Below are 23,113 nucleotides of genomic sequence, written 5' to 3'. Positions count from 1 at the left end.
TGAAAGCGAGAAGCGGTGAGGCGGGGGACTCAGCCGCGGGCCGGGGGCTCGTTGCGGCCGTCGCCCTTGCCGTCACCTGAGCGGCGCAAGTAGCGCTCGAACTCCTTGGCGATGGCCTCACCGCTGGCCTCGGGGGATTCCACGGTGTCGCGCGCCTGTTCCAACTGAGCGATGTAGGCGGCCATGTCTTCGTCATCGCCCGCGAGCGCGTTGATGCCGTTCTCCCACTCGCCGGATTCCTCAACCAGGTCGCCGCGCGGGATCACGACATCGACGATCTCCTCGAGCTTGTCGATGAGGGCAAGCACCGCCTTCGGCGATGGCGCGTTGTGCACGTAGTGGGGGACTGATGCCCAAATCGAAAGGGTGGAGATTCCGGCCTGCTCGGCCGCCTCGGCGAGCACGCTGAGGATCCCGACGGGGCCCTCATAGCTGCTGCGTTCGAGTTGAAGCTCACCCCGCATCTCGTCATTCTCGCTCGACGCGAAAATGGAGATCGGGCGGGTGTGGGGAACATCGGCGAGCATGGCACCGAGAAAGACGATCGTCGAGATGTCGTGGGTGAGTGCCGCGTCGATGATCTCCGCGGTGAACGCTTTCCAGCTGCGCGACGGCTCGCTGCCAACCAGCAGGAAAATATTGCCGCCGTTGGAACCGCTGACGCTGAGGTCCGCATCGTCAGCGAGCGGTGCAGGGGCGTCAGTGTCCGCGGCCGGGGCGCTCGGGCCATAGAGAGTTGCCGTTGGCCAGGTGATCCGGCGCTTGCCGTCGTCATCGACGGCGATCACCGGCCGGTTGAACTGGTAGTCGTAGTAGAGCTCGGGGTCGATCTCGAAGATCGCCGAGACGTCGAGCTGCTCCTGCAACACACGGACAGCACCCGTGGCTGCTTCACCAGCGTCGTTCCAGCCCTCGAAGGCGACGACGAGCAACCGACCACTCAGCACTAGTTCCCCATTCCACGGGTTTCCCCGACGCAGTATTGGCTGGCTCTCGCCCGCACTGGTTCCAGAATAGGCGCTCTCCGGCAACAGGTAGCATTGAAACTCGTGACTACACAGCTACCCGCCGCTGTCCTCTGGGACATGGACGGCACCATCGTCGACACTGAGCCGTACTGGATCTCCGCCGAAACCGACCTCGTCGAGTCGTTCGGGCACACCTGGACCTACGAAGACGCGATGACCCTCGTCGGTGCAGGCCTGTGGGAATCCGCGAAGGTGTTCCAGGATCACGGGGTTGAGATGACCGCAGACGACATCGTCAACCACCTCACCAGCCGGGTGCAGGAACGGCTCGAGAAAGACGGTGTCCCGTTCCGTCCAGGAGCCCGCGAACTGCTCGAGGAACTCAGATCCCTCGGCGTCAAAACGGCGCTGGTCACCATGTCCATCCGCAGGATGGCCGAACAGGTTGTCTCTCACATCCCATTCGACGCGTTCGACGTACTCGTCACCGGTGACGAGGTCGAAAACCCGAAACCGCACCCGGAGCCCTACCTCACCGCGGCCCGGCTGCTCGGAGTCGACATTGCTGACTGCGTTGCCATCGAGGACTCACGCGCCGGACTGGCATCCGCTGTCGCCGCCGGCAGCATGGCCGTCGCTGTCCCGCACGCTGTTTCGATAGCCCCATCTGACTCTCACACCACCTGGCCGACACTCGCAGGCAGGACAAGCGTCGATCTCGCCGCCCTCGTTGCCGCTCGCGCAACCGAAGGACTTCCCCGATGACCGACACCTCCGCCACCCAGCCAGCCACCACACCGCCCACCGACGAGCGACCGCAGAACTCCGGGCCGTTCCGTGTCGGTGATCGGGTACAGCTCACCGGCCCGAAGGGCAAACGCAACACGATTACCCTGGAACCGGGCAAGGAATTCCACACCCATCGCGGCATCGTCAGCCACGACACCATCATCGGCCTGCCCGACGGTTCGGTCATCACGACCACCGACGGCATCGAGTACCTCGCCCTGCGCCCACTCCTCGTTGACTTCGTCATGTCGATGCCGCGGGGCGCAGCCATCATTTACCCGAAGGATGCCGCGCAGATCGTCGGACTTGCAGACATCTTCCCCGGTGCAACAGTCGTCGAGGCCGGTGTGGGCTCCGGCGCTCTCTCGCTCTGGATCCTCAGGGCCATCGGGCCGACAGGCAGGCTCGAATCGTTCGAGCGACGTGACGAGTTCGCCGATGTTGCGCGCGGCAACGTCGCCACCTTCTTTGGGTATGACCCCGAAAACTGGAGGGTCTCCGTCGGCGACCTCACCGAGACGCTGCCGACCACCATGGAGCCGGACTCGGTCGACCGCGTCGTCCTCGACATGCTCGCACCGTGGGAGTGCATCGACGCGTGCGCAGACGCGATGAAGCCGGGTGGAGTCATCCTCTGCTACGTCGCGACTGTGACCCAGCTTTCGCGAGTCGCAGAGGCCATTCGGGCGACAGGGCGCTTCACCAACCCTGACTCGAGCGAGACCATCGTCCGTGGCTGGCACGTCGAGGGACTCGCCGTGCGACCTGACCACAGGATGATCGGCCACACCGGCTTCCTCATCACCGCGAGAAAGCTCGCAGACGGAACAATCCTTCCCGAGCTCAAGCGCAGGCCGAGCAAGTCCGACTTCAGCGATGACGATGTCGAACAGTGGACGCCGGGCGCTCTCGGTGAGCGGAACGTCAGCGCCAAGATCCTGCGCAAGAGGGTCAGAAGCGTGGCCAATTCCGCCGAGCTCTCCAAGGCCAGGGGCCTTGGACCAGCCGCTGAGGCACCTGTGGGGGACTCAGGAGAATCCGCCGCCAGCGAGGGGTCCGCCGACTCCGTCTCAGCCATCGAACCCGACACTGATGCGACGGACACTGCAAACTCCGAGCCTGGAGAAACGCCGCGTGGCTAAGATGGCCCGGGCGAGAGGTGAGAGTCACGCCACACAGGGGACACCAACCCAATTGGTTCCCGTCGAGAACACCCGAGTACGAAATCGAGGCACCGTGCAGAAGGCACCCGCATTGCTCCTGACCGCAGGCGTCGTCCTGGCCACCCTCACGGGCTGCGCACCCGCAACGGGAAGCGACTGCGACTCACCGGTCTCCTCCGGTGACGCGTCAACGCTCGTCGACGCGACGGGAGCCCTCGGTTCGCTGAAGGAAGTTGATTTCCCCACCCCGCTGAAGACGGACACCACCCAGGTCTCCACACTGATCGAGGGTGACGGAGCACAAATCACCGACGACCAGCTCGTTGAGATGAGCTTCTCCTTCTACAACGGCACAACAGGGGCGCCCATCGAAGAAGGCGCGTACGCCGAGCCCGGGGTTTACCTGCCGTCGCAGCTCCTGCCAGGGATGGCTGACAGCATCGCGTGCTCGACCGTCGGATCGCGCATCGCCGCCGTGATGACCCCCGCCGACGCATTCGGCGACCAGGGCAGCGCCCAACTCGGAGTCGAGTCGAACGACGCCGTCATTATGGTCGCGGACATCACGGACGCATTCCTCGCCAAGGCCGACGGCACACCGACCCCCGTCTTCCAGTCGGGCTTCCCCAGTGTTGTCACGGCAGCGGACGGCACCCCTGGCATCACCGTCCCGAAATCAGAGGCTCCCACCGAGCTCAAGGTTGCGACCCTGAAGACCGGAAGCGGAGACACGGTCTCCGCCGATGACCGCGTCGTCGTTCACTACACCGGCGCGCTCTGGGATGACAACAGTATCTTCGACACGTCATGGGACGACGCGACACCGGCTGTCTTCAGCCTCGACGGCATAGTCCCCGGCCTCGCGACAGCCCTCGAGGGGAAGACGGTCGGTTCGCAGATCATCGCCGTCATCCCGGCTGAGCTCGCGTACGGCGAACAGGGTTCAGCAACGATCCCCGCCGGATCGACGCTCGTTTTCGTCGTCGACATTCTGGGCACCGTCAACTGATCGACCGCCTCGCCGGCGGACCCGCGCCAGTCGGCTCGGGTCCGCCGGATTCCCGCTCCCGGCGCAACTATGATGATGCTGTGCAAGAACCCCGCGCTGCAGCGCCAGTCCCCGTCGAGGAACGACTCTTCAGCCTCGTTCTGGCCCTGCTCGCGACCGAACAGGGCCTGACCAAGTCCGAGATCCTGTCGACCGTCCAGGGATATCGGCAGCGGTACTCCGCGTTCGGCGACAACGCGAGCCTCGACCGCCAGTTCGAACGCGACAAAGACGACATCCGTGAACTCGGCATCCCGCTCGAGACGATCGAAACACCGGGCGATCCCGGCAACAACCAGTCGCTGCGCTACCGGATCCCCAAGGGGGAGTATGACCTGCCCAGCGACATCACGTTCTCGCCCACCGAGATAGCCATGCTGTCGCTCGCCGCGACCGTGTGGCAGCAAGGGTCACTGTCGGCCGAGTCCCAGCGGGCGTTGCTCAAGCTCAACTCCCTCGGCATCGAGTCGGACGAGCCGGTCATCGGATACGCGCCACGGGTGCGGATCCGGGAGAGCTCATTCGATCCGCTGCGCCTCGCGCTCGAGAAACACGCCGTTGTGACGTTCCCCTATCTCAAACCCGGTGAGGCCAGCCCACGGACACGGACCGTTGCGCCGCTCGCGCTGGTCCAGCACCATGGCCGCTGGCACCTGTCCGCCGAGGACATGGAAGTGAACGAGGGCAGAACCTTCCTGCTGAGTCGCATCGTCGGGCCGGTCACGACGACCAGCAAGACGTGGCTTCCCCCGGAAACCGTTGGGCATGCGGAACGGTCGCTCCGTGCTCTCGACGCCCTCTGGGAGGCTCAGGTTGCCGTTGTCACTGTCGAACCGGGAACGGATGCCGCCACGCGGCTCTCCAAACGCGCCGAGCCGGCATCCGACAACGACTCCACCGAACTCCGGTTGCACTACACCGACGTCGACGTGCTTGCGGACGAGCTCGCCAGTTACGGCCCTGAAGTACTCGTGCTGAGCCCGGAACGCCTGCGCACCGCGGTGCTCGCGAGGCACATCACCACCAGAGACCGGCACCTCGACGCCCCAGCGGACGGACTTGACAATGGCTAGTTCGACACCACACGGGCGGGACAAGCTCGCCTTCCTGCTCGCGTTTGTGCCGTACCTCATGGACAAGGGCCAGGTCTCCGTCCAGGAGGCGGCGCGGCACTTCGGTGTGTCCGAGACCCAGATCCGCGACTCGGTCAACCTGATCGCGGTCTCCGGTGTACCGGGTGAGACCAGCTCGTACCAGCACGAGGACCTCTTCGACATCGACTGGGACCTGTTCGACGAGCGCGACGAAATCGCCATCACTCATCTCGTCGCGATCGACGACTCTCCGCGTTTCTCAGCTCGTGAGGCAGCTGCCCTCATTGCCGGGTTGCAGTACCTGTCATCGCTCCCGGAGCAGGCCGACAGGGGAGTCCTGGTCTCGCTCCTGGCGAAGCTGTCCAGGGGCGCGTCCGGCACGCCGAGTGAAGTCGCGGTTGGGTCATCCGAGGTCGATGAGTATCTCAGGATCATTCGGGATGCCGTCAGCGCAGGATCCCGGATCGAGTTCGATTACCTCAACTCGCGCGGCGAACTGGAACGACGAGCGGTCGACCCGCTGCGGATCGAGTCCCTCGACCAGGACTGGTACTTGAGGGGATGGGACCACGGTCGCGACGCCGCCCGTACCTTCCGGCTTGACCGGATGAGTGCGCTCGTGGCGACGAGCGTCCCGATCAGCCGAAGAGCCGATGACGTTCCCCTCGGCGACAGGCTCTTCGAACCGAGCGAAACCGACCTGAGCGTCGTCGTCGAGCTGGACGCAAGCGCGCTTCCGCTGATCTCCGACTACCTCACGGCGGAACCCGCCAAGCCCGGAGGCACAGGGCACACGAGGGTCACCCTTCACCTCGCCCACACCCACGGGCTCAAGAGGCTGGTTGCCGGACTGGCCGGAGTTCTTACGGTGGTCGAGCCGGCGTCGGCGCGTGCCCGGGTTGCGGACTGGGCACAGGCCGCGATCGACAGGTATGCCGACGGCGATGCTTCCAGTCGCCTGCCAGAAAACCCGCGATAGCTTTGAACCACGCTAAACTTCTGCCTAACGGCACCAATCAAAGGATGGATCATGTTAGGTAACCTCACCGGCTGGCACCTGCTCATCATTGTGTTCCTCGTGCTCCTTCTCTTTGGCGCACCGAAGCTCCCTGGCCTCGCCAAGAGCCTCGGACAGTCCATGAAGATCTTCAAGAACGAGATCAAGAGCGACAAGCCCGAAACGACCACCCCGGTCGACCCGACAGTTCCCGTTCCGCCGACGACGACGTCCGCAACGGCCACCCCGGTCTACCCGACAGAAACGGCGCCTCCGGCTTACCCGACTGAGACCGCTACATCCAGCGCGCCAGAGACACACACGAAACCGTAAGGTCAGTGACTCAGGGAACCACCGGGCGAAAAAGCGCACAGCGCTCCAGGGGAAAGAACGCCGAAGGCCGGATGTCGCTCGGCGAGCACCTGGTCGAACTGCGGAAACGCCTCTTCATCATCGCCGCCGGTGTTGTGATCGCAATGATCGGCGGGTTCGTCCTGTCCGAATGGGCGATCAGGATGATGGCCGCCCCGATCACTGAGATTGCCGTTGAACGCGGCCAGGCGCTCCTCAACTTCGACGCCGTCACTGGTGCGTTCGACCTCAGGATGAAGGTCGCTCTCACCCTGGGCATCGTCATTTCGAGCCCGATCTGGCTATACCAGATCTGGGCGTTCCTGGTCCCGGGTCTCACCCGGAAAGAGATCGGCTACGCGCTCGGGTTCCTGCTGAGCGCAGTGCCGTTGTTCCTTGCAGGGTGCGCGGCCGGCTGGCTCATCATGCCCCACATTGTTGAGCTGATGGTCGGCTTCACTCCGGCGGAAGCCTCCAACTTCTTCAACGCCGGGATCTACTTCGACTTCGTGTTGAAGCTGCTGCTCGCCATCGGTATCGCTTTCGTCGTGCCCGTCTTCCTCGTCCTGCTCAACTTTGTCGGTGTCCTCAGCGCGGCGACCATCATCAAGTCCTGGCGGATTGCGGTGCTCGTGATCGCCGTGTTCTGTGCGATCTCCACACCAGCGGCCGACGTGATCTCGATGTTCCTGCTCGCCATACCCATGATCATCCTGTACTTCGCCGCGTATGGAGTCGCATACGTGCACGACCGCCGCGCCGCGAAGCGGCAGGCCGCCCTCGACGCAGAATTGGCCCTGTGACCACCGCAGACCTCAGCCCAGCGGAGCGCTACGCGGCCTCCCGACGGAAAACCCCTCTTCTCGATGCCTTCCGCGAGAAGCAGCACTTCGACCTTGACCCATTCCAGATCGAGGCCTGCGCGAGTATCGAGGCGGGCAACAGCGTTCTCGTTGCAGCGCCAACCGGAGCCGGCAAAACGATCATCGCCGAGTTCGCCATCTACGCTGCCATGCAGAGCCCGCGGCGGAAAGTGTTCTACACGGCGCCGATGAAGGCGCTGAGCAACCAGAAGTTCGGCGAACTGGTCGCCGAGTACGGTGCCGATTCGGTCGGCCTCCTCACCGGAGACACCAATATCAACGCGCACGCGCGGGTCGTCGTCATGACGACCGAGGTGCTCAGGAACATGCTTTACGCGAATTCCGACCTCCTCACTGACCTTGCTTACGTCGTCATGGACGAGGTGCACTACCTCGCCGACAGGTTCCGCGGGGCAGTGTGGGAAGAGGTCATCATCCACCTTCCCGAAGAGGTCCGGATGGTTTCCCTGAGCGCAACGGTGTCCAACGCCGAGGAATTCGGCGACTGGCTCCAGGCTGTCCGCGGCCACACCGAGGTCATCGTGTCAGAGGAACGACCGGTCCCACTGGACCAGCACGTCCTCATGCGCGGCAAACTCATCGACCTGTTTGCGGCGCCGTCGCTCGCTGACACGTCCCGGGTCAACCCCGAACTCGTCCGAATGGCGCAGTTCGGCGGACGCAACCCCAACACCAGGCAGCACAACGACGTCTCCAGGTACAACGCCAAGGGCGGCCGCCGTCCTCCCCAGCGCATCGACCGGGGCGACGTCATCCGCCTTCTTGACGAGCACCACCTGTTGCCCGCCATCTTCTTCATCTTCAGCCGGGTCGGGTGCGACCAGGCCGTCGCCCAGGTACTGCGCTCGGGCATCCGGCTCACGGAAGTCCACGAGCGAGACGAGATCCGGGCAATCGTCGAGGAGCGCTGCTCCCAACTGCCCGATGAAGACCTCGCGGTTCTCGGTTACTGGGAGTGGCTCGAAGGACTCGAGCGTGGCGTCGCTGCCCACCACGCCGGCATGCTGCCCGCCTTCAAGGAGGTCGTCGAGGAGCTCTTCAGGAAGAAGCTCGTCAAGGCGGTCTTTGCCACGGAGACGCTCGCGCTCGGGATCAATATGCCCGCACGGACGGTTGTGCTCGAGAAGCTCGAGAAGTTCAACGGCGAAGCGCGAGTGCCGATCACTCCGGGGGAGTACACCCAGCTCACCGGTCGGGCCGGTCGCCGCGGCATCGACGTCGAGGGACACGCCGTCGTCACCTGGCAGGACGGTCTTCACCCGCAGTCCGTTGCATCCCTCGCATCCCGCCGGAGCTATCCGCTCAACTCCAGCTTCAAACCGACCTACAACATGGCGGTGAACCTGATCGACCAGTTCGGCCGGGAGCGCACCAGGGAGATCCTCGAGTCGTCGTTCGCACAGTTCCAGGCCGACCGGGCGGTCGTCGGAATCGCACGGAAGGTGCGTGAGCAGGAGGCATCACTCGCCAAGTACGCCGAGTCGATGACCTGTCACCTCGGTGATTTCCGCGAGTATGCCTCGATGAGGCGTGAACTCACTGATCTTGAGCGCGGGTCGGCACAGGCGGAGCACGGGTCGCGCGCGACGCGTGAAAAGCGCCAGCGCAGGGTCAACGGGTTGCGAAAGCGGCTCTCCGCTCACCCGTGCCACAACTGTCCCGACCGGGAGCAGCACGCCAGGTGGGCAGAACGGTATTTCAAGCTGAAGAAGCAGACCGACCAGCTCACCCGGCAGATCGCGACGCGCACCGGCGCCGTTGCGAAGATCTTCGACCGGGTCACCGATGTGCTGGTCGAGTACGAATACCTCGTTCCAGGAGATGGCGGTCAGCTCGAACTGAGTGCAGCCGGTCGGACCCTCAAACGGATCTACGGCGAACGGGACCTGCTGGTCGCCGAGGCCCTGCACCGCAATCTCTGGAACGACCTCGACCCGGCGAGCCTCGCCGCAATGGCGAGTTGCATCGTGTTCGAACCGCGCCGCGATGAGGGGCAGGTGCCCGAACGATTCCTCCCGCGTGGTGCGTTCCGCGTCGCGCTCGACAAGACCCAGGACCTCTGGGCCCGCCTCGACGACACCGAACAGGACCACAGACTGCCAGGAAGCGAACCGCTGGCCACCGGTCTCGCCATCGCCATGCATAAGTGGGCCCGCGGTTCGACGCTCAATTCGGTGCTTCTCGACGCCGATATGGCAGCGGGTGACTTCGTCCGCTGGACCAAGCAGACGATCGACCTGCTTGACCAGTTGTCGATGGTTGCCGACGGGGGCGTGGGCCGCAATGCCCGTAAGGCACTGGATGCCATCCGCCGCGGCATCGTCGCATACAGCTCAGTGTGAGGTTTCGGGGGCGGCGACAACCTAGGCTGGGAGAGTGACCCGCCCGACCCGACCGCTCCTGCCCCTCACCGCCGCCATCCTGTTGGCCGCGGCATCCGGCCCGGTCCTCGACGCCGGTTTTCCCGACAAGGGAATCTGGCCGCTCGCGTTTGTCGGGGCTGCAATCTTTCTCGTCTGCCTGATCGGCCGGAGCGTCGGCGGAGCGCTTCTCGTTGGATTCATCGGCAGCGTCTCGTTCTACCTCGTGCACGTGTCGTGGGTCTCCCTGTACCTCGGACCGGTGCCCTGGATCGCGCTCTCCGTTCTCGAGTCCATCTTCTTCGCCGTCGGCGCGGTCCTCATCACACTCGCGTTCCGCTGGATCCCTCGGGTCTGGAACAACAGGTTCGGCAGGCTCGTCCTTCTCCCTGTCGTCGTGGCCGGCCTGTGGACCGCCCGCGAGGCGCTCGTCAGCACCTGGCCGTACGGCGGTTTCGCATGGGGCAGGATGGCGTTGAGCCAATCCGAGAGCCCCTTCGCACCGCTCGTCGCCTGGGTCGGGCTGAGCGGTCTGAGCTTTCTCATGGTCTGGCTGATCGTTCTCACGATCCAGGTCATCCGCGAGCCTGATGCCCTCACCACGTTCACACGAATAGCCGTCCCCGCTGCCGCCATCGCCGCAGTACTCGCCGTACCGGCTGTACCGTTCGTGCAGAGCGGGGAGGCGACGATTGCCGCCGTCCAGGGCAACGCGAAAGCGGGATACTTCGATGACCGCGAGCCGGGAGATATCCTCGCTGCGCAGGCATCCGCGACACTCGATGTCGTCGGCACCGAGGTGGACATGGTTGTCTGGCCGGAGAACGGGTCAGACCTCAACCCCCTCACTGACCCGCAGGCCGCCGGCGTCCTGGACTACCTGGCGTCACAGGTCGGAGCGCCGATCCTGACCGGAACGGTCACCGAGCGTGGCGACGAATACTTCAACACCTCCCTGCTGTGGGTCGCCGGCACCGGCGCTCTTGACTACTACGACAAGCGTCACCCGGTACCCTTCGGCGAGTACGTGCCTGACCGTGAGTTCTGGGAGCCGTTTGCGCCGGACCTGATCGGCCTCGTTGCCCGGGAGTACACACCGGGCACCCGAGATAACATCTTCAACGTGAACGGTGTGATCGCCGGTATCTCGATTTGCTTCGACATCGTCGATGACGCCCTGACCCGTGAAGCAGTGGACCGGGGAGCCCAGGTCATCATCGCGCAAACCAATAATGCGGACTTCGGGCGGACCGATGAGAACCAGCAGCAACTGGCGATCGCGCGGCTCCGTGCCATCGAGTCATCACGAAGCGTCGTCAATATCTCCACGGTAGGGACGAGCCAGATGATCGGCCCCGACGGGAAAACCCTGACCGAGATCCCTGCCTATGAGCCCGGCGCCATGGTCGAGACGGTTCCGACGTCGAACGCGAAGACCCCCGCCATGCTCTACGGTGCACAAATCGAGGCTGCCATCTCGCTGTTCGGTCTCGGTGCACTCATCGTCGCCGGGCTCTGCCGGCCACGCCGGCGTGGGTCGTCAGTCACCCCGACCGGAATACCGAGGCGCACCGCCGACCGACAGCCGGTGTGAGGCACCGGCCAGCGTGATCCGGCGCCGAATTGCCCTGAGCCGCGCGGGGGCAGCAAAAAGGGCGCCCGCACAGCGAGCGCCCCATTCATCCGGTGTGGAGCTTAGGCTCCGACCTTCTTGTTCAGTCCGCGACGTTCCCTGAGGAAGGCGAGCCGGTCTTCGAGAAGCTCCTCGAGCTCCTCACGTGACCGGCGTTCGAGCAGCATGTCCCAGTGGGTTCGTGCCTGCTTCTGATCTGATTTATCGATAGTGATCGGCTCTGAACCAACCATGAGTACGGCCTCGTGCCCGCAGTGACGGCACTCCCAGGTCTCCGGGGGTTCCGCGTCGGCAGCGAACATCAGTGCGCTCTCGTGGTTACATTCAGGGCACAGATACACGGATCGAGTCCGTTCCGAAAATACGACGCCCTCTTCGCTCTGTAAGCTCTGGGCGCCGAGGCGCATTCCGCGCAAACTGCGATCTGCCATTGTGTGGTCCCCTCTCGTTTGCTCCTCCAGTTATAGACCCCCAAACTGGGCAGAAGCTTCCCGCTGAGCGGATATTCGCAGCTAACCTCCAGATTGCCTAGAGGCGCTTTGCCACTCCCTGACCACGGTGAGCGCGATGTCGGCGCGGTCGGTGATGATTCCGTCGACACCGAGGTCCAGTAAGCGTCGCATGTCTGCCGGTGCGTTGACCGTCCAGACGTGTACCTCGACACCGGCGCGGTGCAGCGTGCGGAGCGTCCGTGGGGTGACGAGTTGAACGTTTTTGTAGCGCTCAGGGATCTGCACGATGGCCACACCGGTCAGTGATCGCCTGACGAACGCGGGAATGCCCATCTTGGCACCGACAAGTGCCCGCGCGAACAGCCGGGATGACGCCGAACTGGTGACACCATCCAGAATTTCGAGAGCCCGCAGCCGCCTGGACTCGTCAAATGACGTCACGAGTACTCGATCCATCGCCCCGGCAGCGCGGATCGCCCGCGCCGCTGGCCGGGCGGCTCGTTCGTCTTTCACGTCGATGTTGAAGCGGATGTGCGGAAAGGCCGCAAGCGCCTCTGCCAGGGTGGGTGCCCGGTGGCCGTCACCCAGATCGAGCAGGCAGAGCTGGTCAAAGGTCACGTCTCGCACCACGTGCGAGACGACGCCAACCCGAATCTCCGGGTCGTGGACCAGGACGGCGATGCCGTCTGCTGTGGCGTGAACGTCGGTCTCGATGTAATCGGTGCCAGCGTCGACCGCGGCCTGGAACGCGGCGAGCGTGTTCTCCGGTACGCCGATGGCGAGGCCACGGTGCGCGAACACCCGTGGTCCCTGAGGGGTCAGATACCGCGAGCCCGTGGCAATTCCGGCAGTTGGCACAGCGCTATTCTGCCCCAGGCGGTGCCGCCGGGGGAGCGGAGGGTGACGCGGGTGGGAACACCGGGGGAACGCTCGTCGGGAAGACGCTCGACGGCACGTCAGGGGTTGGAGGCGGCGGACTCTGCGGCTGGTCATCCGCAGCGCCGGGGACGAACGCTTTTCCGAGCCCCTTGACCGCTTCGGTCAGTTCGGACGGGATGATCCACAACTTGTTCGCCGTGCCCTCCGCGAGCTTCGGGAGGGTCTGGAGGTACTGGTACGCGAGCAACTTCGGGTCGGCGTCGCCGCGGTGGATGGCATCGAAGACGGTCGTAATGGCCTCGGCCTCACCCTGCGCGCGCAGCACAGCGGCGCGCGCGTCACCTTCAGCGCTGAGGATCGCAGCCTGGCGCGCTCCCTCCGCCGTGAGGATCGCCGACTGTTTGGTTCCCTCGGCGGTGAGGATGAGTGCCCGCCGGTCACGCTCGGCACGCATCTGCTTCTCCATCGAGTCCTGGATGGACACGGGCGGATCGATGGCCTTGAGCTCGACCCGGCCGACGCGGATTCCCCACTTGCCCGTCGCCTCGTCCAGAACGACGCGCAACTGCCCGTTGATGTTGTCGCGGCTGGTCAGCGCCTCTTCGAGGTTGAGCCCACCGACGACGTTTCGGAGGGTGGTGGTGGTGAGCTGCTCGACCGCGCCGAGGTAGTTGGCGATCTCATAGGTCGCTGCGCGGGCATCCGTTACCTGAAAGTAGACGACGGTGTCGATGGAGACGACGAGGTTGTCTTCGGTGATGACCGGCTGCGGCGGGAACGACACCACTTGCTCACGCATGTCGATGAGCGGGCGGACCCTGTCGATGAACGGCACGAGGAGGTTCAGCCCCGGTTGCAGTGTCTTGTGGTAGCGGCCGAGACGTTCGACCACGCCGGCCGATGCCTGCGGAATGATCCGGATCGCACGGAACAGCACGACGAGGATGAAGATGAGAATGACAACGCCGACAACCCAGGCGATAACCGTGCCGACGACGTCTGACGCGTTGTTCATGATGCGTTCCTCCCTGTGGGGACCACCACGGCGGTTGCGCCGCGAATGGCCTGGACCTGTACCTGCGTTCCCGGTTCCAGCGTGAGTGCCTCCGACTCGGAAGGCACGTTCGCCGTCCAGAGCTCGCCGTTGGCCAGCTTGACCTGGCCACTGTGCCCGTTGACGGGCTGAACCACGCGCCCCGTCGTACCCACGAGTGCGTCAACGTTGCTCTTCGCGGGATCCGCCCCCTTCCGGAGAGCACGGAGCAGGGAAGGACGAACGAGCAGGAGCAGAAGGACGGATGCCGCAGCGGCGATGAGGAACTGGGCCCACCACGGCACGCCGAGAAAACCTGACGCGAGACCGATGGCCGACCCGATGCCGAGCATCAGGAAGGTGAATTCGAGGCTGAGCATCTCGATGGTCACAAAGAGAAGCATGAGGACCAGCCAGACAATCCAGATGTTCTCGACGATCCAGTCCATGCGTACCTCCCGGTGGCGAAGCGGCTCGTGGTGGGCGCCCCTCCGCGTCTCACACCGAATCTATCAGTCGGCCACCGCGGCGCACCGAAACTTCTTGATAGTGTCGGGTGCCGGGATCAGCTGCCGTCCGGCCGTATCGCGCTGTGTGTTAAGGAGTCAACTGTGTCCAACCCTCTCGCCCCGGGCTCGCTCGCCGGAAAGAACATCCTCGTCACCGGCTCGTCCCGTGGCATCGGTGCAGACACCGTCCGTTACTTCGCTGAAGCCGGCGCGCGCGTGGTCATCAACTACCGCAACAAAGAAGCGAGGGCGGTAAAGCTCGCCGATTTGATCCGCGCAGCGGGCGGAACCGCGATCACCGTCGGCGCCGACCTGACCGATCCCGCCAGCGTCACGGCGATGATGGAAACCGTCAGGACGGAACTCGGCTCCCTTGACGTTCTCGTGCTGAATGCCTCCGGAGGTATGGAGAGCGGGATGGCCGAGGACTACGCCATGCAGCTCAACCGCGACGCCCAGCTCAACGTCCTCGAGGCTGCGCTGCCTCTCCTTTCCGAGGGATCTCGCGTGGTCTTCGTCACGAGCCACCAGGCGCATTTCATTCGGACAACACCGACGATGCCCGAGTACATCCCGGTCGCACTGTCGAAGCGCGCGGGGGAGGACGCTCTCCGCGAGAAGCTCCCGGAACTCACGGCACGCGGCATTGAGTTTGTTGTCGTGTCCGGCGACATGATCGAGGGCACGATCACAGCGACGCTTCTGGAGCGGGCGAACCCCGGCGCGATCAGTTCGCGCAAGGACTCAGCCGGCAAGCTCTACAACGTGGGGGAGTTCGCCGCCGAAGTCGTCCTCGCCGCCGTCCAGCCGATCCCGGGGGACAACACCAGGTACGTCGGAGACACCAGCGACTTCAACACCGCCGGGTAGCCTGCCCGCACCCGGCGCTCGATAACCCACCGCAGCGCGGCGACAGTGACGAGCTGTCAGCCGGATTGTCAGCCGGGCGCAGTCAGCGGAGGCCGCTGAAGAATATCCGAACGTCGCCGACCAGGAGATCCGGGGCCTCCATTGCGGCGAAGTGCCCGCCACGATCGAACTCCGACCAGTGCACGACGTTGTTGTCCCGTTCCGCGATTCGTCGGATCCCGTAGTCACCGGGGAAGACCGCCACGCCGGACGGCACCTCCGAACGCGGCGCGCGCTGGCCCCAACCCGATTGTCCTTCTTTGTATAGCCGCGCCGATGACGCCGCTGTACCGGTGTGCCAGTACACGCTGACGTTCGCGAGCAGCTGATCACGATCGACCGCCTCTTCAGGGAGTTCGAAGGCGGGATCCGTCCATTCCTTGAATTTCTCGACGATCCAGGCCAGCTGGCCGACGGGGGAGTCGGTCAGGCCAAAACTGACGGTCTGCGGCCGGGTTGACTGCAGGATCGCATAGCCAGCACCGTCCTCGAGTTGGTGCTGCAGCGCCGCAAGCCGTGCCTGATCTGCGTCGCGCAAACCACTCAGCTCTGCGGGGTCGCCCGTCGGGAAGCCCAGGCTCCCGTTGACGTGGACTCCGACAACGCGCTCCGGTACGAGATGCCCCAGGAGCGGTGAGATCACCGATCCGCTGTCTCCGCCCTGGGCACCGTAGCGGTCGTAACCGAGGCGAGCCATCAGTTCCGCCCAGGCGCGTGCCACGCGCGCGATGTTCCAGCCCGTCTCGGTCGTTGGACCCGAAAATCCGAAGCCGGGGATCGATGGGGCGACGACGTGGAAAGCATCCGCCGGATCGCCGCCGTGCGCTCGGGGATCGGAGAGCGGCCCAAGAACGTGAAGAAATTCCACAATAGAACCCGGCCACCCGTGGGTGAGGATGAGCGGAAGCGCGTCCGACTCGGGGGAGCGGACGTGCAGGAAGTGGACGTTCTGCCCGTCGATGGTCGTTGTGAACTGCGGGAAGCCGTTGAGCGTCGCCTCCCATGCACCCCAGTCGAATGAGGTCCGCCAGTACCCAGCGAGTTCGCGCAGGTAGCTGACGGGCACGCCGTACGACCAGCCAACGCCGGGCAGTTCGTCCGGCCAGCGCGTGAGTTCGAGGCGTTGGTTCAAGGCGTCTAGCTGGGCCTGGGCAACCTCGACACGAAACGGGCGAATCGTCCTGTCATCCATCGCATCACCATAGTGACCGCGCGCGGCCAGTTTCGACCCCAATCTCATGTGATTATGTCAAGTAGCTACACTCGGGACACCCGACCGAGAGTGATGCCCTGGGCGACCTGCATGACACCGACGATCACGAGCAGGGCGGCAGACACCCGCAGCCAGAACACGGTCGCGGCGACAGGGGCGAACAACAGCACGAGACCGCCGAGAATACTCACGACACCGACGAGCACGGCGAGCCAGGCTGCGCCGCCCCTGGGCACATCCATCAGGACACCGATTCCCTCGACGATCCAGGTCAAGCCGATGACCGCAGCCACAACGGCGACACCGAACAGCGGATTGGCGAAGACGAACACACCACCGACCAGGAGAAGAATGCCAAGCACCGCAAGGAACACCCGGTACGAGGCAGGCTGGCCACTCGCTGCGATCGCCCTGACGATCCGCGCAATGCCGCTGACGACGAAGTAGAGCCCGAAAAGCCACGCAACGATCGACAGCGTCGCTCGAGGCCAGGCGAAGATCGCGATGCCAGTGACGATGGCGACAACGCCGAGGACGATGACGATCGTCCGGGCAGTTCTCAGCTGCGGCAATCCCATGCCGACTGACTCGGTGTGAAAAAAATAGGACACAGCCATCTCCGTTCTCCAGAACGCCTCACGAGCCGTCCTGACGCCGCAGCGACGGCCGCCGCCGATCTGCTGTGACGATTGTCACCCTGGTCCCGACCCTCCGCCAGTGGCACTGGAACTATTCTGCATTTCGCCGTTCCGATAATGCACATTATGTCAACAAGGAGAAATTACCGTGAATCAGCGCGGTCTCCAGCCCCTACCCGGCCCGAGCGCAATACACGCGCGCAATGCTCGCGCGGTGCCATGACTCTGGCCTAGTGCGCCGTCGGAAAGCTCGGCAGCTCGTCGGCGCCACCGCCGGGCCCGTCGTTCTTTTTTTCGGCGATGTGATGAACCAGTCGGACGGCGAGGCAGGTCGCCAGGAATGTTGGGTTCGCCTCCCCCGCCGTACGGAAAACGCTGCTCGAGGCAATGTAGAGATTCTCGGTTCCATGAACCAGGCAATCGGCATCGACAACCCCGTCGGCCGGATCAACACTCATCCGGGTCGTCCCGATGCTGTGGAAGCCATCGATCGCCTGCTCCCAGACGGATGCCAGCACCCGGTCATCCGTCGGTGCCAGGTACTCGATGCGGCCGATACCCGCCGCCCGCAACCGCTCGTCGAGAAGTTGATGACTGCGCATCACCGAGTCGATGTCCTGGTCGGTATAACGGTAGTCGATCGAGAGCCGAGAGCCCGTGCCATCCGGGACGAGCGTCAGACGGCTCTCCCCATTCGGCACCTGCTCACCGTGGTAGTGAATGGCGTACCGGCCGGTGTCGTTCCCGAGGATGAATCCGGGCTTCCGGACCGGCGAGAGATACCGCCGCCTGAGCACATCGACGACATCCGCTGCGGCCCGCCACGGACGCCGAAGCACGTTCGCTATGTGGGCAGCGATCCGGTGCGGCCGAGGCCCGATGTGCCGGAGCCGAATCCCCTCGGCAAGGAGGGCGCGCCCGATGGGCGGAATCATCAGCCCGAGGTAAACGAGCGAGAGCGTTGCGTTGCGGTGCTCAGCCGCGTAGAACGGCGGGTTGTCGATGTAGAAGCTTGTATTGAGGAGCTTATGGCCCCGCTGGGCCTCCTCCGACAGGGTGAAGCGCCTCCTGCGGTACGTGCCGTCGCCGTCCCTCCGGAAGTCCATCTCCCTTGCCCGGTCCGGATCGACGAAGACGATATCCGCGACGCTCCCGGTCACGTGGCCCATGTAGTAACGTCCGAGCGGCCCATCGACACCGCCGAACATCGCGGGGCGCGCGCGCTGGACCCTCAGGAGCAGCCGGGTGGTCTCCAATCCCCCCAGGGCGAGCACAAACCGCGCCGCCTCGACGTGCGTTCGCTTGCCCTTGTGCTGCACGACGAGCGAGCGGACGCTTCCGCCAGGAGTGACATCCATATCGATAACCGGAGAGTCGAGCATCAGGGTGATGCCGGGATGCTCGATAACACGACGCCCGAGACGGCCAGCGAGCCTGGGCTGCCGCGACCACCGTTCGACCTGGGACACCTCAACCGCGCCGAGGTCCGGCCAGCCGGTGACCTCCGAACGGAACCCTGCCGAACCACAGTCGAGATAATCGGCAGCGGCAGCCGCCCATGGCGTGACGTCGTCGATACTGACCGGCCACCCGGAGGCAGGAACAAACCCGCGGTGCTCGAAATCAAGAGGATCGAACCCCACGCAGCGGCCGCCCCACAACCATGACGTTCCCCCGATGCCGCGGCGGGTCGCTTGCTGGATCGGCACATGCCTCCGCGGATCGACGATGAGGTCGGGTCCGTCGACGCTTCGGGGATTTTTGCGTCGTCCTGATGTGGCCGTACCGGCGTCGACGAGGAGCACCGAAAGGCCGGCATTCGCCGCCTCGAGCGCGAAAGCGAGACCGACGGGCCCCGCTCCAACGACACAGCAGTCAACGTTGCCGCTCACCGCGGGGACCGTGTACCCCGTGCTCACCTGGCTGCTCCCCTGTCGAGCGCCGCGTCCGGCCGGGTGGACGAATCTCGCTCCCAGAACCGGACCCGGGACCGGAGTGCCGCGCGCGACCGATGGCGGGCGATGGCCGTCAGCCCGACATACCACGCGGCATCCGCTGCGCTGCGCGGCCCGCGAATGGAGGCGAAAAGCGAAAGGGAACGGCGTGACGTCGCCGATGGCACACCGAGCTCCACCTGTCCCCTGCGCTGGCGTGTGAGCACGGCCAGCAGGCCGTCGAGGTTACGCGGAGTCCTCACACGCATGGGCAGCGTGCCGACAACGCGCTTCTCACCCTCTGCGAACTGAGCATCGATCCAGGAATCATCAGCCGTCACGTCGGGAAAGGCGGCGAACCGGCTGTGGCCTGCTCTGCTCAGCGCGTATCCCCCGGCGCCCCACAATCGGTTCTCGGGAACCCGGATCCGGCTTCTGGCCCGATAGTAGGCCTTGACGGGTGACGAGGCACCCGAGGTGTCGTAAACAAAGGGAGGGCGAGCGGCGACGCTTCCCGGCGCCTGAAGTTCCTCGAAGACGGCGATGACGGCATCCGGTGCCACCTCGATGTCTGCGTCAAGGTAAAGCCTCGGCCACCGGGTGGCGTGCGCATCGCCCGCGTTCAAGGCGGCGGTCTTCGATGCCTCCGGGATCTCGACGACGGTGACCCCCGGAACGGCACGAGCGATGGATGCCGTTTCGTCAGTGCATCCGTTGCACACGACGATGACTTCGACGTCGGCTCGCTCACACAGGGCGGCCAGCCCGCGAAGCGTCCGATCGATGACCGCGGCCTCGTTATGGGCCGGGATAACGATCACCCCCGACCCGGCGCGATCATCGATCATCGTGCGCTCCCCCGCCATCGCAGGGGATGGCCGACAGTTCCGGCGACCTGCGCCCGCGGCCGACCGGGTCAGGAGTTGACATCAGCGCGAGCCGCCCGGCCTCTGAGCGGGCGTACGACGGAGCCACCGGGGCGTCCGTGCTCGGGTAGCGTCATCGCTGCTCCCTGCGTGTCATGGTACATAGTGGCGTCGAACACCGCAGAAGCACTTAACTGAGTGACGCTCGCGTTTCGATGTCCTCACGGTAGCGCCGTTCTCCGATACCAATCGCGCCCCAACTCGGGGGGGGGGGCAGCACCCTCCCGGCCTGATCGGGCAATTGAACGCCTGCCGCGGGGCCGAAGGTCCCTTTCACCGCCCGCATTCACCTGCGACGATGTCGCACGTAGAGAGGCGGGGCCATGACCTCCATCGACGAACTGCCGACAGGCCGGGCGGCAAGCCTCACAGGCTCGATTCGCGCCAACCGTCGCCGCACTGCGCTGTGGACGCTCGCCCTGGCCGTTGGCCTTCTGGTTTCGGCGGTCCTGACCATCGGTATTGGGCCGGTCACCATCGCCCCAGCGACGATCGTGCAGGTCATCGCCCACCACCTTGGTTTCTCCCCGGACACGACGCTGGCACGTGCCGATGAAACGATCATCTGGAACGTCCGAATACCGCGGGTTCTGCTCGGCATCGCCGTCGGTGCCGGGCTCGCGCTTTGTGGCGCCGCCCTGCAGGCAATGGTGCGCAATGTGCTCGCTGACCCTTACATCCTCGGGATTTCCGGCGGAGCGTCGACGGGCGCGGCCGGCGCGATTCTCTTCGGCTTTGGTGCCGGCGCAGGCCAGTATGCCCTCCCGCTCAGCGCATTCCTCGGCGCGCTCGCCGCATCACTCGTCGTGTTCTTCGTGTCGCACACCGGTGGGCGTGTCACGTCGCTGCGACTGTTGCTTTCCGGCGTTGCTGTCGGCTACGCCCTCTCGGCAGCAACCAGTTTCCTCATCTTCGCTTCCGACTCTGCGGAGGGGTCCCGGTCGGTCATGTTCTGGCTCCTCGGCTCGCTGGGTCTCGCGCGGTGGGACATCGTTCTCGTGACCGTCATGGCGGTCGTGCTCGTCGCCCTCGCAGCGTTTCTGATCAACGGGCGCCGACTCGACGCCATCGCGGCCGGCGATGAGACCGCCGTCACTCTCGGCATCTCCCCGGCACGCACTCGCGTTGGCATGCTCGTCATTGTCGCCCTGTGCACGGGAGCCGTGGTCGCGGCCGCCGGCGCGATCGGATTTGTCGGCCTCGTCATCCCCCATCTCGCTCGGCGCCTCGTTGGTTCGGTACACAGCAGGATGCTGCCGGTGACGGCGCTTCTCGGCTCACTGTTCCTGATCTGGGCTGATGCGCTTGCCCGCACAGTCATGCAGCCTCGGGAACTCCCCATCGGCATCCTTACCGCGGTTGTCGGTGCCCCTTTCCTGCTCATTCTCGTACGCCGCATGTACGCCAGTCGCCCGTAACCCCCGAAGGACTCTCATGGCCAGAACCACCCGATTCCTTACCGTAACGATCAGCGCGCTCGCCATCGCCCTGACGGGATGCGCTGCACCGGCGAACGCACCGGCGGGTTCCGCGAGTGGTGCCGACGGCGACACGACCTATCCGCTCACGATCGAGAACTGCGGCGAGGAGGTCACATTCGAAGAAGCCCCTGAACGCATCGTCCTGCTCGAAAGCGCCCCGGCAACGATCCTCGACGCGCTCGGCGTGCTCGACCGGGTCGTCTCCCGCGCTGGGCCTTTTCCCAACGGCTACTACGACGACGCTCTCGCCGGACGCATCGGCACCATCGACACGCTTTCCGACGAGATCGACGCATCGGGTCACCTGATGATCTCTGCAGAAGTCGTCCTCGCCCAGGAGCCCGACCTCGTCCTCGGTCTCCCCGACGGCCTCACGCGTGCCGGTCTGCTGGACGGCGGGTCAAACACCCTCATCCAGCCGGTCTACTGCCCGACGGGCGTCGAGGACACCTCATTCGAGTCCCTTTACGCCCAGGTCCTGACCTATGGCAGGATCTTCGACCGGAACGACGAAGCCGAGCAGCTCGTCGCGGACCTCACCGCCCGGGTCGCCACTGTCGAGGAATCGACAGCGCCCGCGCCCGATCGGACAGCGGCTGTTCTGTATCCGTCGGCTGGCGGCGGTCCGCTCTACGCCTATGGCCGAGCATCGATGTCACAACCCCAGCTGGAAGCAGCGGGTTTCACAAACGTCTTCGATGACACGTCCGAGCGTGTCTTTGAAGTGAGTGTCGAGGAACTCATCGCGCGCGATCCCGACGTGCTGATCCTGCTCTACCAGGGTGATTCGGCCGGGGTAGAGGGCGAAGTCAGGAGCCTGCCGGGCAGTGACGCGCTCACAGCCCTCACCGACGGCGAGGTGCTTGTCCAGCTGTTCAATTTCACCGAACCGCCCTCCCCGCTCTCGGTCACTGGCCTTGAACGCATCGTCGAGAGATTCGGCACCGGATCATGATCTCAGCACACGGGGTGACCCACTCCTATTCCGCAGCCGCGGTACTCGTGAACGCGTCGCTGATGGCGCGCTCCGGTGAGGTCGTCGGTCTCATCGGCCCTAACGGCAGTGGCAAGACCACCCTCCTGCGAACGCTGTATCGCGCACTCACTCCCGACGAGGGCACGATCCAGGTCGACGGCACGTCGATTGCCGGCATCCGTCCGCGGGATCTCGCGCGCGCCATCGCTGTCGTCGTCCAGGAACCGGCGGGCGAGCTGCCCCTCTCTGTCGCCGATACGGTGATGCTCGGCCGCAGCCCACACCTCGGAACGTGGCAACGGCAGTCAGAGCGCGACGTCGAAATCGCTTCGGGCGCACTGGGCCAGGTGGGTGCCGAACACCTCGTCGACCGCGATTTTGGTGACCTCTCCGGTGGCGAGAAGCAGCGCGTCCTGATCGCGCGCGCACTTGCCCAGCAGGCGACCCATCTCCTGATGGACGAACCGACGAACCACCTTGACGTCCATTTCCAGCACGAGATTCTCGCGCTGGTGCGCGCACTCGGCGTCACCACGGTGATTGTGCTGCACGACCTCAATCTCGCCGCGCGGTACTGCGACAGTCTGGTTCTGCTCGACCGAGGGAACGTCGTCTCGGCGGGCACTATGGACGAGGTGCTCCGACCAGAGATACTCGAGCCAATCTACGGCATACAGATGCAACGGATTTCAGCGGAGGACGGGTGTCCTCAGCTTCTCTTCCGATCACTCAGCTCCGCACATCCGTCGACACACCGGCACTGGCCCGAGGCCGCGACGTCGCTCGATCCAGCGCCGAGTGAGTCCCGCCGCCGCTAACGGTATGCAAGAGCTGAACTGGCCGGTCCACCCTGCCCCCTGGCGCACCCGAAAGGCG

22 protein-coding genes are annotated in these 23,113 nt (G+C 64.9%); 13 read left to right on the top strand and 9 right to left on the bottom strand.

Annotated features, from left to right (window positions below):
* Positions 1-29 precede the first annotated feature (29 nt).
* The gene (locus tag AC1C2N_RS10470) at positions 30-947 is read right to left on the bottom strand and encodes a proteasome assembly chaperone family protein (protein WP_234031325.1); all 918 of its coding nucleotides are present in this window, start codon (positions 945-947) and stop codon (positions 30-32) included.
* A 102-nt stretch (positions 948-1,049) separates the two neighbouring features.
* On the opposite strand from AC1C2N_RS10470, the gene AC1C2N_RS10465 reads away from it, so the two are divergent.
* The 9 genes from AC1C2N_RS10465 (at position 1,050) to lnt (ending at position 11,248) form a co-directional block, all read left to right on the top strand.
* Positions 1,050-1,733, top strand: coding sequence for an HAD family hydrolase (locus AC1C2N_RS10465; RefSeq protein ID WP_483404070.1), 684 nt, complete (start codon positions 1,050-1,052; stop codon positions 1,731-1,733).
* A complete protein-coding gene (locus AC1C2N_RS10460; RefSeq protein ID WP_483404069.1) occupies positions 1,730-2,899 on the top strand; it encodes a tRNA (adenine-N1)-methyltransferase in 1,170 nt (389 codons plus the stop codon). The genes AC1C2N_RS10465 and AC1C2N_RS10460 overlap by 4 nt, the downstream gene beginning before the upstream one ends.
* Before the next feature lie 94 nt (positions 2,900-2,993).
* The gene (locus tag AC1C2N_RS10455; RefSeq protein ID WP_483404068.1) at positions 2,994-3,929 is read left to right on the top strand and encodes an FKBP-type peptidyl-prolyl cis-trans isomerase; all 936 of its coding nucleotides are present in this window, start codon (positions 2,994-2,996) and stop codon (positions 3,927-3,929) included.
* Between the two features lie 80 nt (positions 3,930-4,009).
* Positions 4,010-5,041 carry a helix-turn-helix transcriptional regulator gene (locus AC1C2N_RS10450; protein ID WP_483404067.1) on the top strand — a complete coding sequence of 344 codons (1,032 nt, stop codon included), beginning with the start codon at positions 4,010-4,012 and terminating at the stop codon, positions 5,039-5,041.
* Positions 5,034-6,041: a helix-turn-helix transcriptional regulator gene (locus AC1C2N_RS10445; RefSeq protein WP_495433931.1), complete on the top strand. Its 1,008-nt coding sequence runs from the start codon at positions 5,034-5,036 to the stop codon at positions 6,039-6,041. Before AC1C2N_RS10450 ends, AC1C2N_RS10445 begins: the two co-directional genes overlap by 8 nt.
* 51 nt (positions 6,042-6,092) lie before the next feature.
* Complete coding sequence (gene tatA / locus AC1C2N_RS10440) at positions 6,093-6,392, top strand: twin-arginine translocase TatA/TatE family subunit (RefSeq protein ID WP_483404065.1); 300 nt, start codon at positions 6,093-6,095, stop codon at positions 6,390-6,392.
* A 71-nt stretch (positions 6,393-6,463) separates the two neighbouring features.
* Positions 6,464-7,213, top strand: a complete 750-nt coding sequence (gene tatC, locus AC1C2N_RS10435; protein WP_108961850.1) for a twin-arginine translocase subunit TatC — start codon at positions 6,464-6,466, stop codon at positions 7,211-7,213.
* The gene (locus AC1C2N_RS10430) at positions 7,210-9,636 is read left to right on the top strand and encodes a DEAD/DEAH box helicase (protein WP_495433930.1); all 2,427 of its coding nucleotides are present in this window, start codon (positions 7,210-7,212) and stop codon (positions 9,634-9,636) included. Before tatC ends, AC1C2N_RS10430 begins: the two co-directional genes overlap by 4 nt.
* A 34-nt stretch (positions 9,637-9,670) precedes the next feature.
* Positions 9,671-11,248 (top strand): apolipoprotein N-acyltransferase, encoded by a 1,578-nt coding sequence (lnt, locus tag AC1C2N_RS10425; protein ID WP_483404063.1) that lies wholly within the window; start codon positions 9,671-9,673, stop codon positions 11,246-11,248.
* A gap of 101 nt (positions 11,249-11,349) precedes the next feature.
* Here lnt and AC1C2N_RS10420 read toward each other — a convergent pair whose 3' ends face one another.
* The 4 genes from AC1C2N_RS10420 to AC1C2N_RS10405 all read right to left on the bottom strand — a co-directional run bounded on the left by AC1C2N_RS10420 (position 11,350) and on the right by AC1C2N_RS10405 (position 14,100).
* Entirely contained in the window at positions 11,350-11,718 is a 369-nt protein-coding gene (locus tag AC1C2N_RS10420) for an RNA polymerase-binding protein RbpA (RefSeq protein WP_108390926.1), read from the bottom strand.
* Between the two features lie 81 nt (positions 11,719-11,799).
* Positions 11,800-12,597 carry a glycerophosphodiester phosphodiesterase family protein gene (locus AC1C2N_RS10415; RefSeq protein ID WP_483404062.1) on the bottom strand — a complete coding sequence of 266 codons (798 nt, stop codon included), beginning with the start codon at positions 12,595-12,597 and terminating at the stop codon, positions 11,800-11,802.
* A gap of 4 nt (positions 12,598-12,601) precedes the next feature.
* The gene (locus AC1C2N_RS10410; protein ID WP_483404061.1) at positions 12,602-13,633 is read right to left on the bottom strand and encodes an SPFH domain-containing protein; all 1,032 of its coding nucleotides are present in this window, start codon (positions 13,631-13,633) and stop codon (positions 12,602-12,604) included.
* Positions 13,630-14,100 (bottom strand): NfeD family protein, encoded by a 471-nt coding sequence (locus AC1C2N_RS10405; RefSeq protein ID WP_483404060.1) that lies wholly within the window; start codon positions 14,098-14,100, stop codon positions 13,630-13,632. Before AC1C2N_RS10405 ends, AC1C2N_RS10410 begins: the two co-directional genes overlap by 4 nt.
* Before the next feature lie 162 nt (positions 14,101-14,262).
* Here AC1C2N_RS10405 and AC1C2N_RS10400 point away from each other — a divergent pair, with 162 nt between their 5' ends.
* Entirely contained in the window at positions 14,263-15,030 is a 768-nt protein-coding gene (locus AC1C2N_RS10400; RefSeq protein WP_483404059.1) for an SDR family oxidoreductase, read from the top strand.
* A gap of 82 nt (positions 15,031-15,112) precedes the next feature.
* Here AC1C2N_RS10400 and AC1C2N_RS10395 read toward each other — a convergent pair whose 3' ends face one another.
* The 4 genes from AC1C2N_RS10395 to AC1C2N_RS10380 all read right to left on the bottom strand — a co-directional run bounded on the left by AC1C2N_RS10395 (position 15,113) and on the right by AC1C2N_RS10380 (position 19,702).
* The gene (locus AC1C2N_RS10395) at positions 15,113-16,261 is read right to left on the bottom strand and encodes an epoxide hydrolase family protein (RefSeq protein WP_483404058.1); all 1,149 of its coding nucleotides are present in this window, start codon (positions 16,259-16,261) and stop codon (positions 15,113-15,115) included.
* Between the two features lie 65 nt (positions 16,262-16,326).
* Positions 16,327-16,860, bottom strand: a complete 534-nt coding sequence (locus tag AC1C2N_RS10390) for an HdeD family acid-resistance protein (RefSeq protein ID WP_483404057.1) — start codon at positions 16,858-16,860, stop codon at positions 16,327-16,329.
* Positions 16,861-17,150: 290 nt separating this feature from the next.
* The gene (locus tag AC1C2N_RS10385) at positions 17,151-18,812 is read right to left on the bottom strand and encodes a GMC oxidoreductase (RefSeq protein ID WP_495433929.1); all 1,662 of its coding nucleotides are present in this window, start codon (positions 18,810-18,812) and stop codon (positions 17,151-17,153) included.
* Positions 18,813-18,835: 23 nt separating this feature from the next.
* Positions 18,836-19,702 carry a glycosyltransferase gene (locus AC1C2N_RS10380; protein ID WP_483404055.1) on the bottom strand — a complete coding sequence of 289 codons (867 nt, stop codon included), beginning with the start codon at positions 19,700-19,702 and terminating at the stop codon, positions 18,836-18,838.
* Positions 19,703-20,103: 401 nt separating this feature from the next.
* On the opposite strand from AC1C2N_RS10380, the gene AC1C2N_RS10375 reads away from it, so the two are divergent.
* From AC1C2N_RS10375 to AC1C2N_RS10365, 3 genes are read left to right on the top strand one after another with little or no spacing between them, the layout of a single operon-like run.
* Complete coding sequence (locus tag AC1C2N_RS10375; RefSeq protein ID WP_495433928.1) at positions 20,104-21,198, top strand: FecCD family ABC transporter permease; 1,095 nt, start codon at positions 20,104-20,106, stop codon at positions 21,196-21,198.
* Positions 21,199-21,214: 16 nt separating this feature from the next.
* Positions 21,215-22,216 carry an ABC transporter substrate-binding protein gene (locus tag AC1C2N_RS10370; protein ID WP_495433927.1) on the top strand — a complete coding sequence of 334 codons (1,002 nt, stop codon included), beginning with the start codon at positions 21,215-21,217 and terminating at the stop codon, positions 22,214-22,216.
* Positions 22,213-23,055: an ABC transporter ATP-binding protein gene (locus tag AC1C2N_RS10365; protein ID WP_495433926.1), complete on the top strand. Its 843-nt coding sequence runs from the start codon at positions 22,213-22,215 to the stop codon at positions 23,053-23,055. The genes AC1C2N_RS10370 and AC1C2N_RS10365 overlap by 4 nt, the downstream gene beginning before the upstream one ends.
* The last annotated feature ends 58 nt before the right edge of the window (positions 23,056-23,113 follow it).

The organism is Mycetocola sp. Y791, from assembly GCF_059445325.1.
Note: the sequence above shows the minus strand (reverse complement) of the source record. Positions and strands in the feature narration are given on the sequence as shown.

Excerpts from the sequence above, each read along its gene's own strand:
- AC1C2N_RS10420 (WP_108390926.1), bottom strand. The coding sequence starts at position 11,718 with ATGGCAGATCGCAGTTTGCGCGGAATGCGCCTCGGCGCCCAGAGCTTA.
- AC1C2N_RS10405 (WP_483404060.1), bottom strand. The coding sequence starts at position 14,100 with ATGGACTGGATCGTCGAGAACATCTGGATTGTCTGGCTGGTCCTCATG.
- tatC (WP_108961850.1), top strand. The coding sequence starts at position 6,464 with ATGTCGCTCGGCGAGCACCTGGTCGAACTGCGGAAACGCCTCTTCATC.
- AC1C2N_RS10375 (WP_495433928.1), top strand. The coding sequence starts at position 20,104 with ATGACCTCCATCGACGAACTGCCGACAGGCCGGGCGGCAAGCCTCACA.
- AC1C2N_RS10390 (WP_483404057.1), bottom strand. The coding sequence starts at position 16,860 with ATGGGATTGCCGCAGCTGAGAACTGCCCGGACGATCGTCATCGTCCTC.
- AC1C2N_RS10380 (WP_483404055.1), bottom strand. The coding sequence starts at position 19,702 with ATGATCGATGATCGCGCCGGGTCGGGGGTGATCGTTATCCCGGCCCAT.
- AC1C2N_RS10460 (WP_483404069.1), top strand. The coding sequence starts at position 1,730 with ATGACCGACACCTCCGCCACCCAGCCAGCCACCACACCGCCCACCGAC.
- AC1C2N_RS10365 (WP_495433926.1), top strand. The coding sequence starts at position 22,213 with ATGATCTCAGCACACGGGGTGACCCACTCCTATTCCGCAGCCGCGGTA.
- AC1C2N_RS10445 (WP_495433931.1), top strand. The coding sequence starts at position 5,034 with ATGGCTAGTTCGACACCACACGGGCGGGACAAGCTCGCCTTCCTGCTC.
- tatA (WP_483404065.1), top strand. The coding sequence starts at position 6,093 with ATGTTAGGTAACCTCACCGGCTGGCACCTGCTCATCATTGTGTTCCTC.
- AC1C2N_RS10395 (WP_483404058.1), bottom strand. The coding sequence starts at position 16,261 with ATGGATGACAGGACGATTCGCCCGTTTCGTGTCGAGGTTGCCCAGGCC.
- AC1C2N_RS10410 (WP_483404061.1), bottom strand. The coding sequence starts at position 13,633 with ATGAACAACGCGTCAGACGTCGTCGGCACGGTTATCGCCTGGGTTGTC.
- AC1C2N_RS10370 (WP_495433927.1), top strand. The coding sequence starts at position 21,215 with ATGGCCAGAACCACCCGATTCCTTACCGTAACGATCAGCGCGCTCGCC.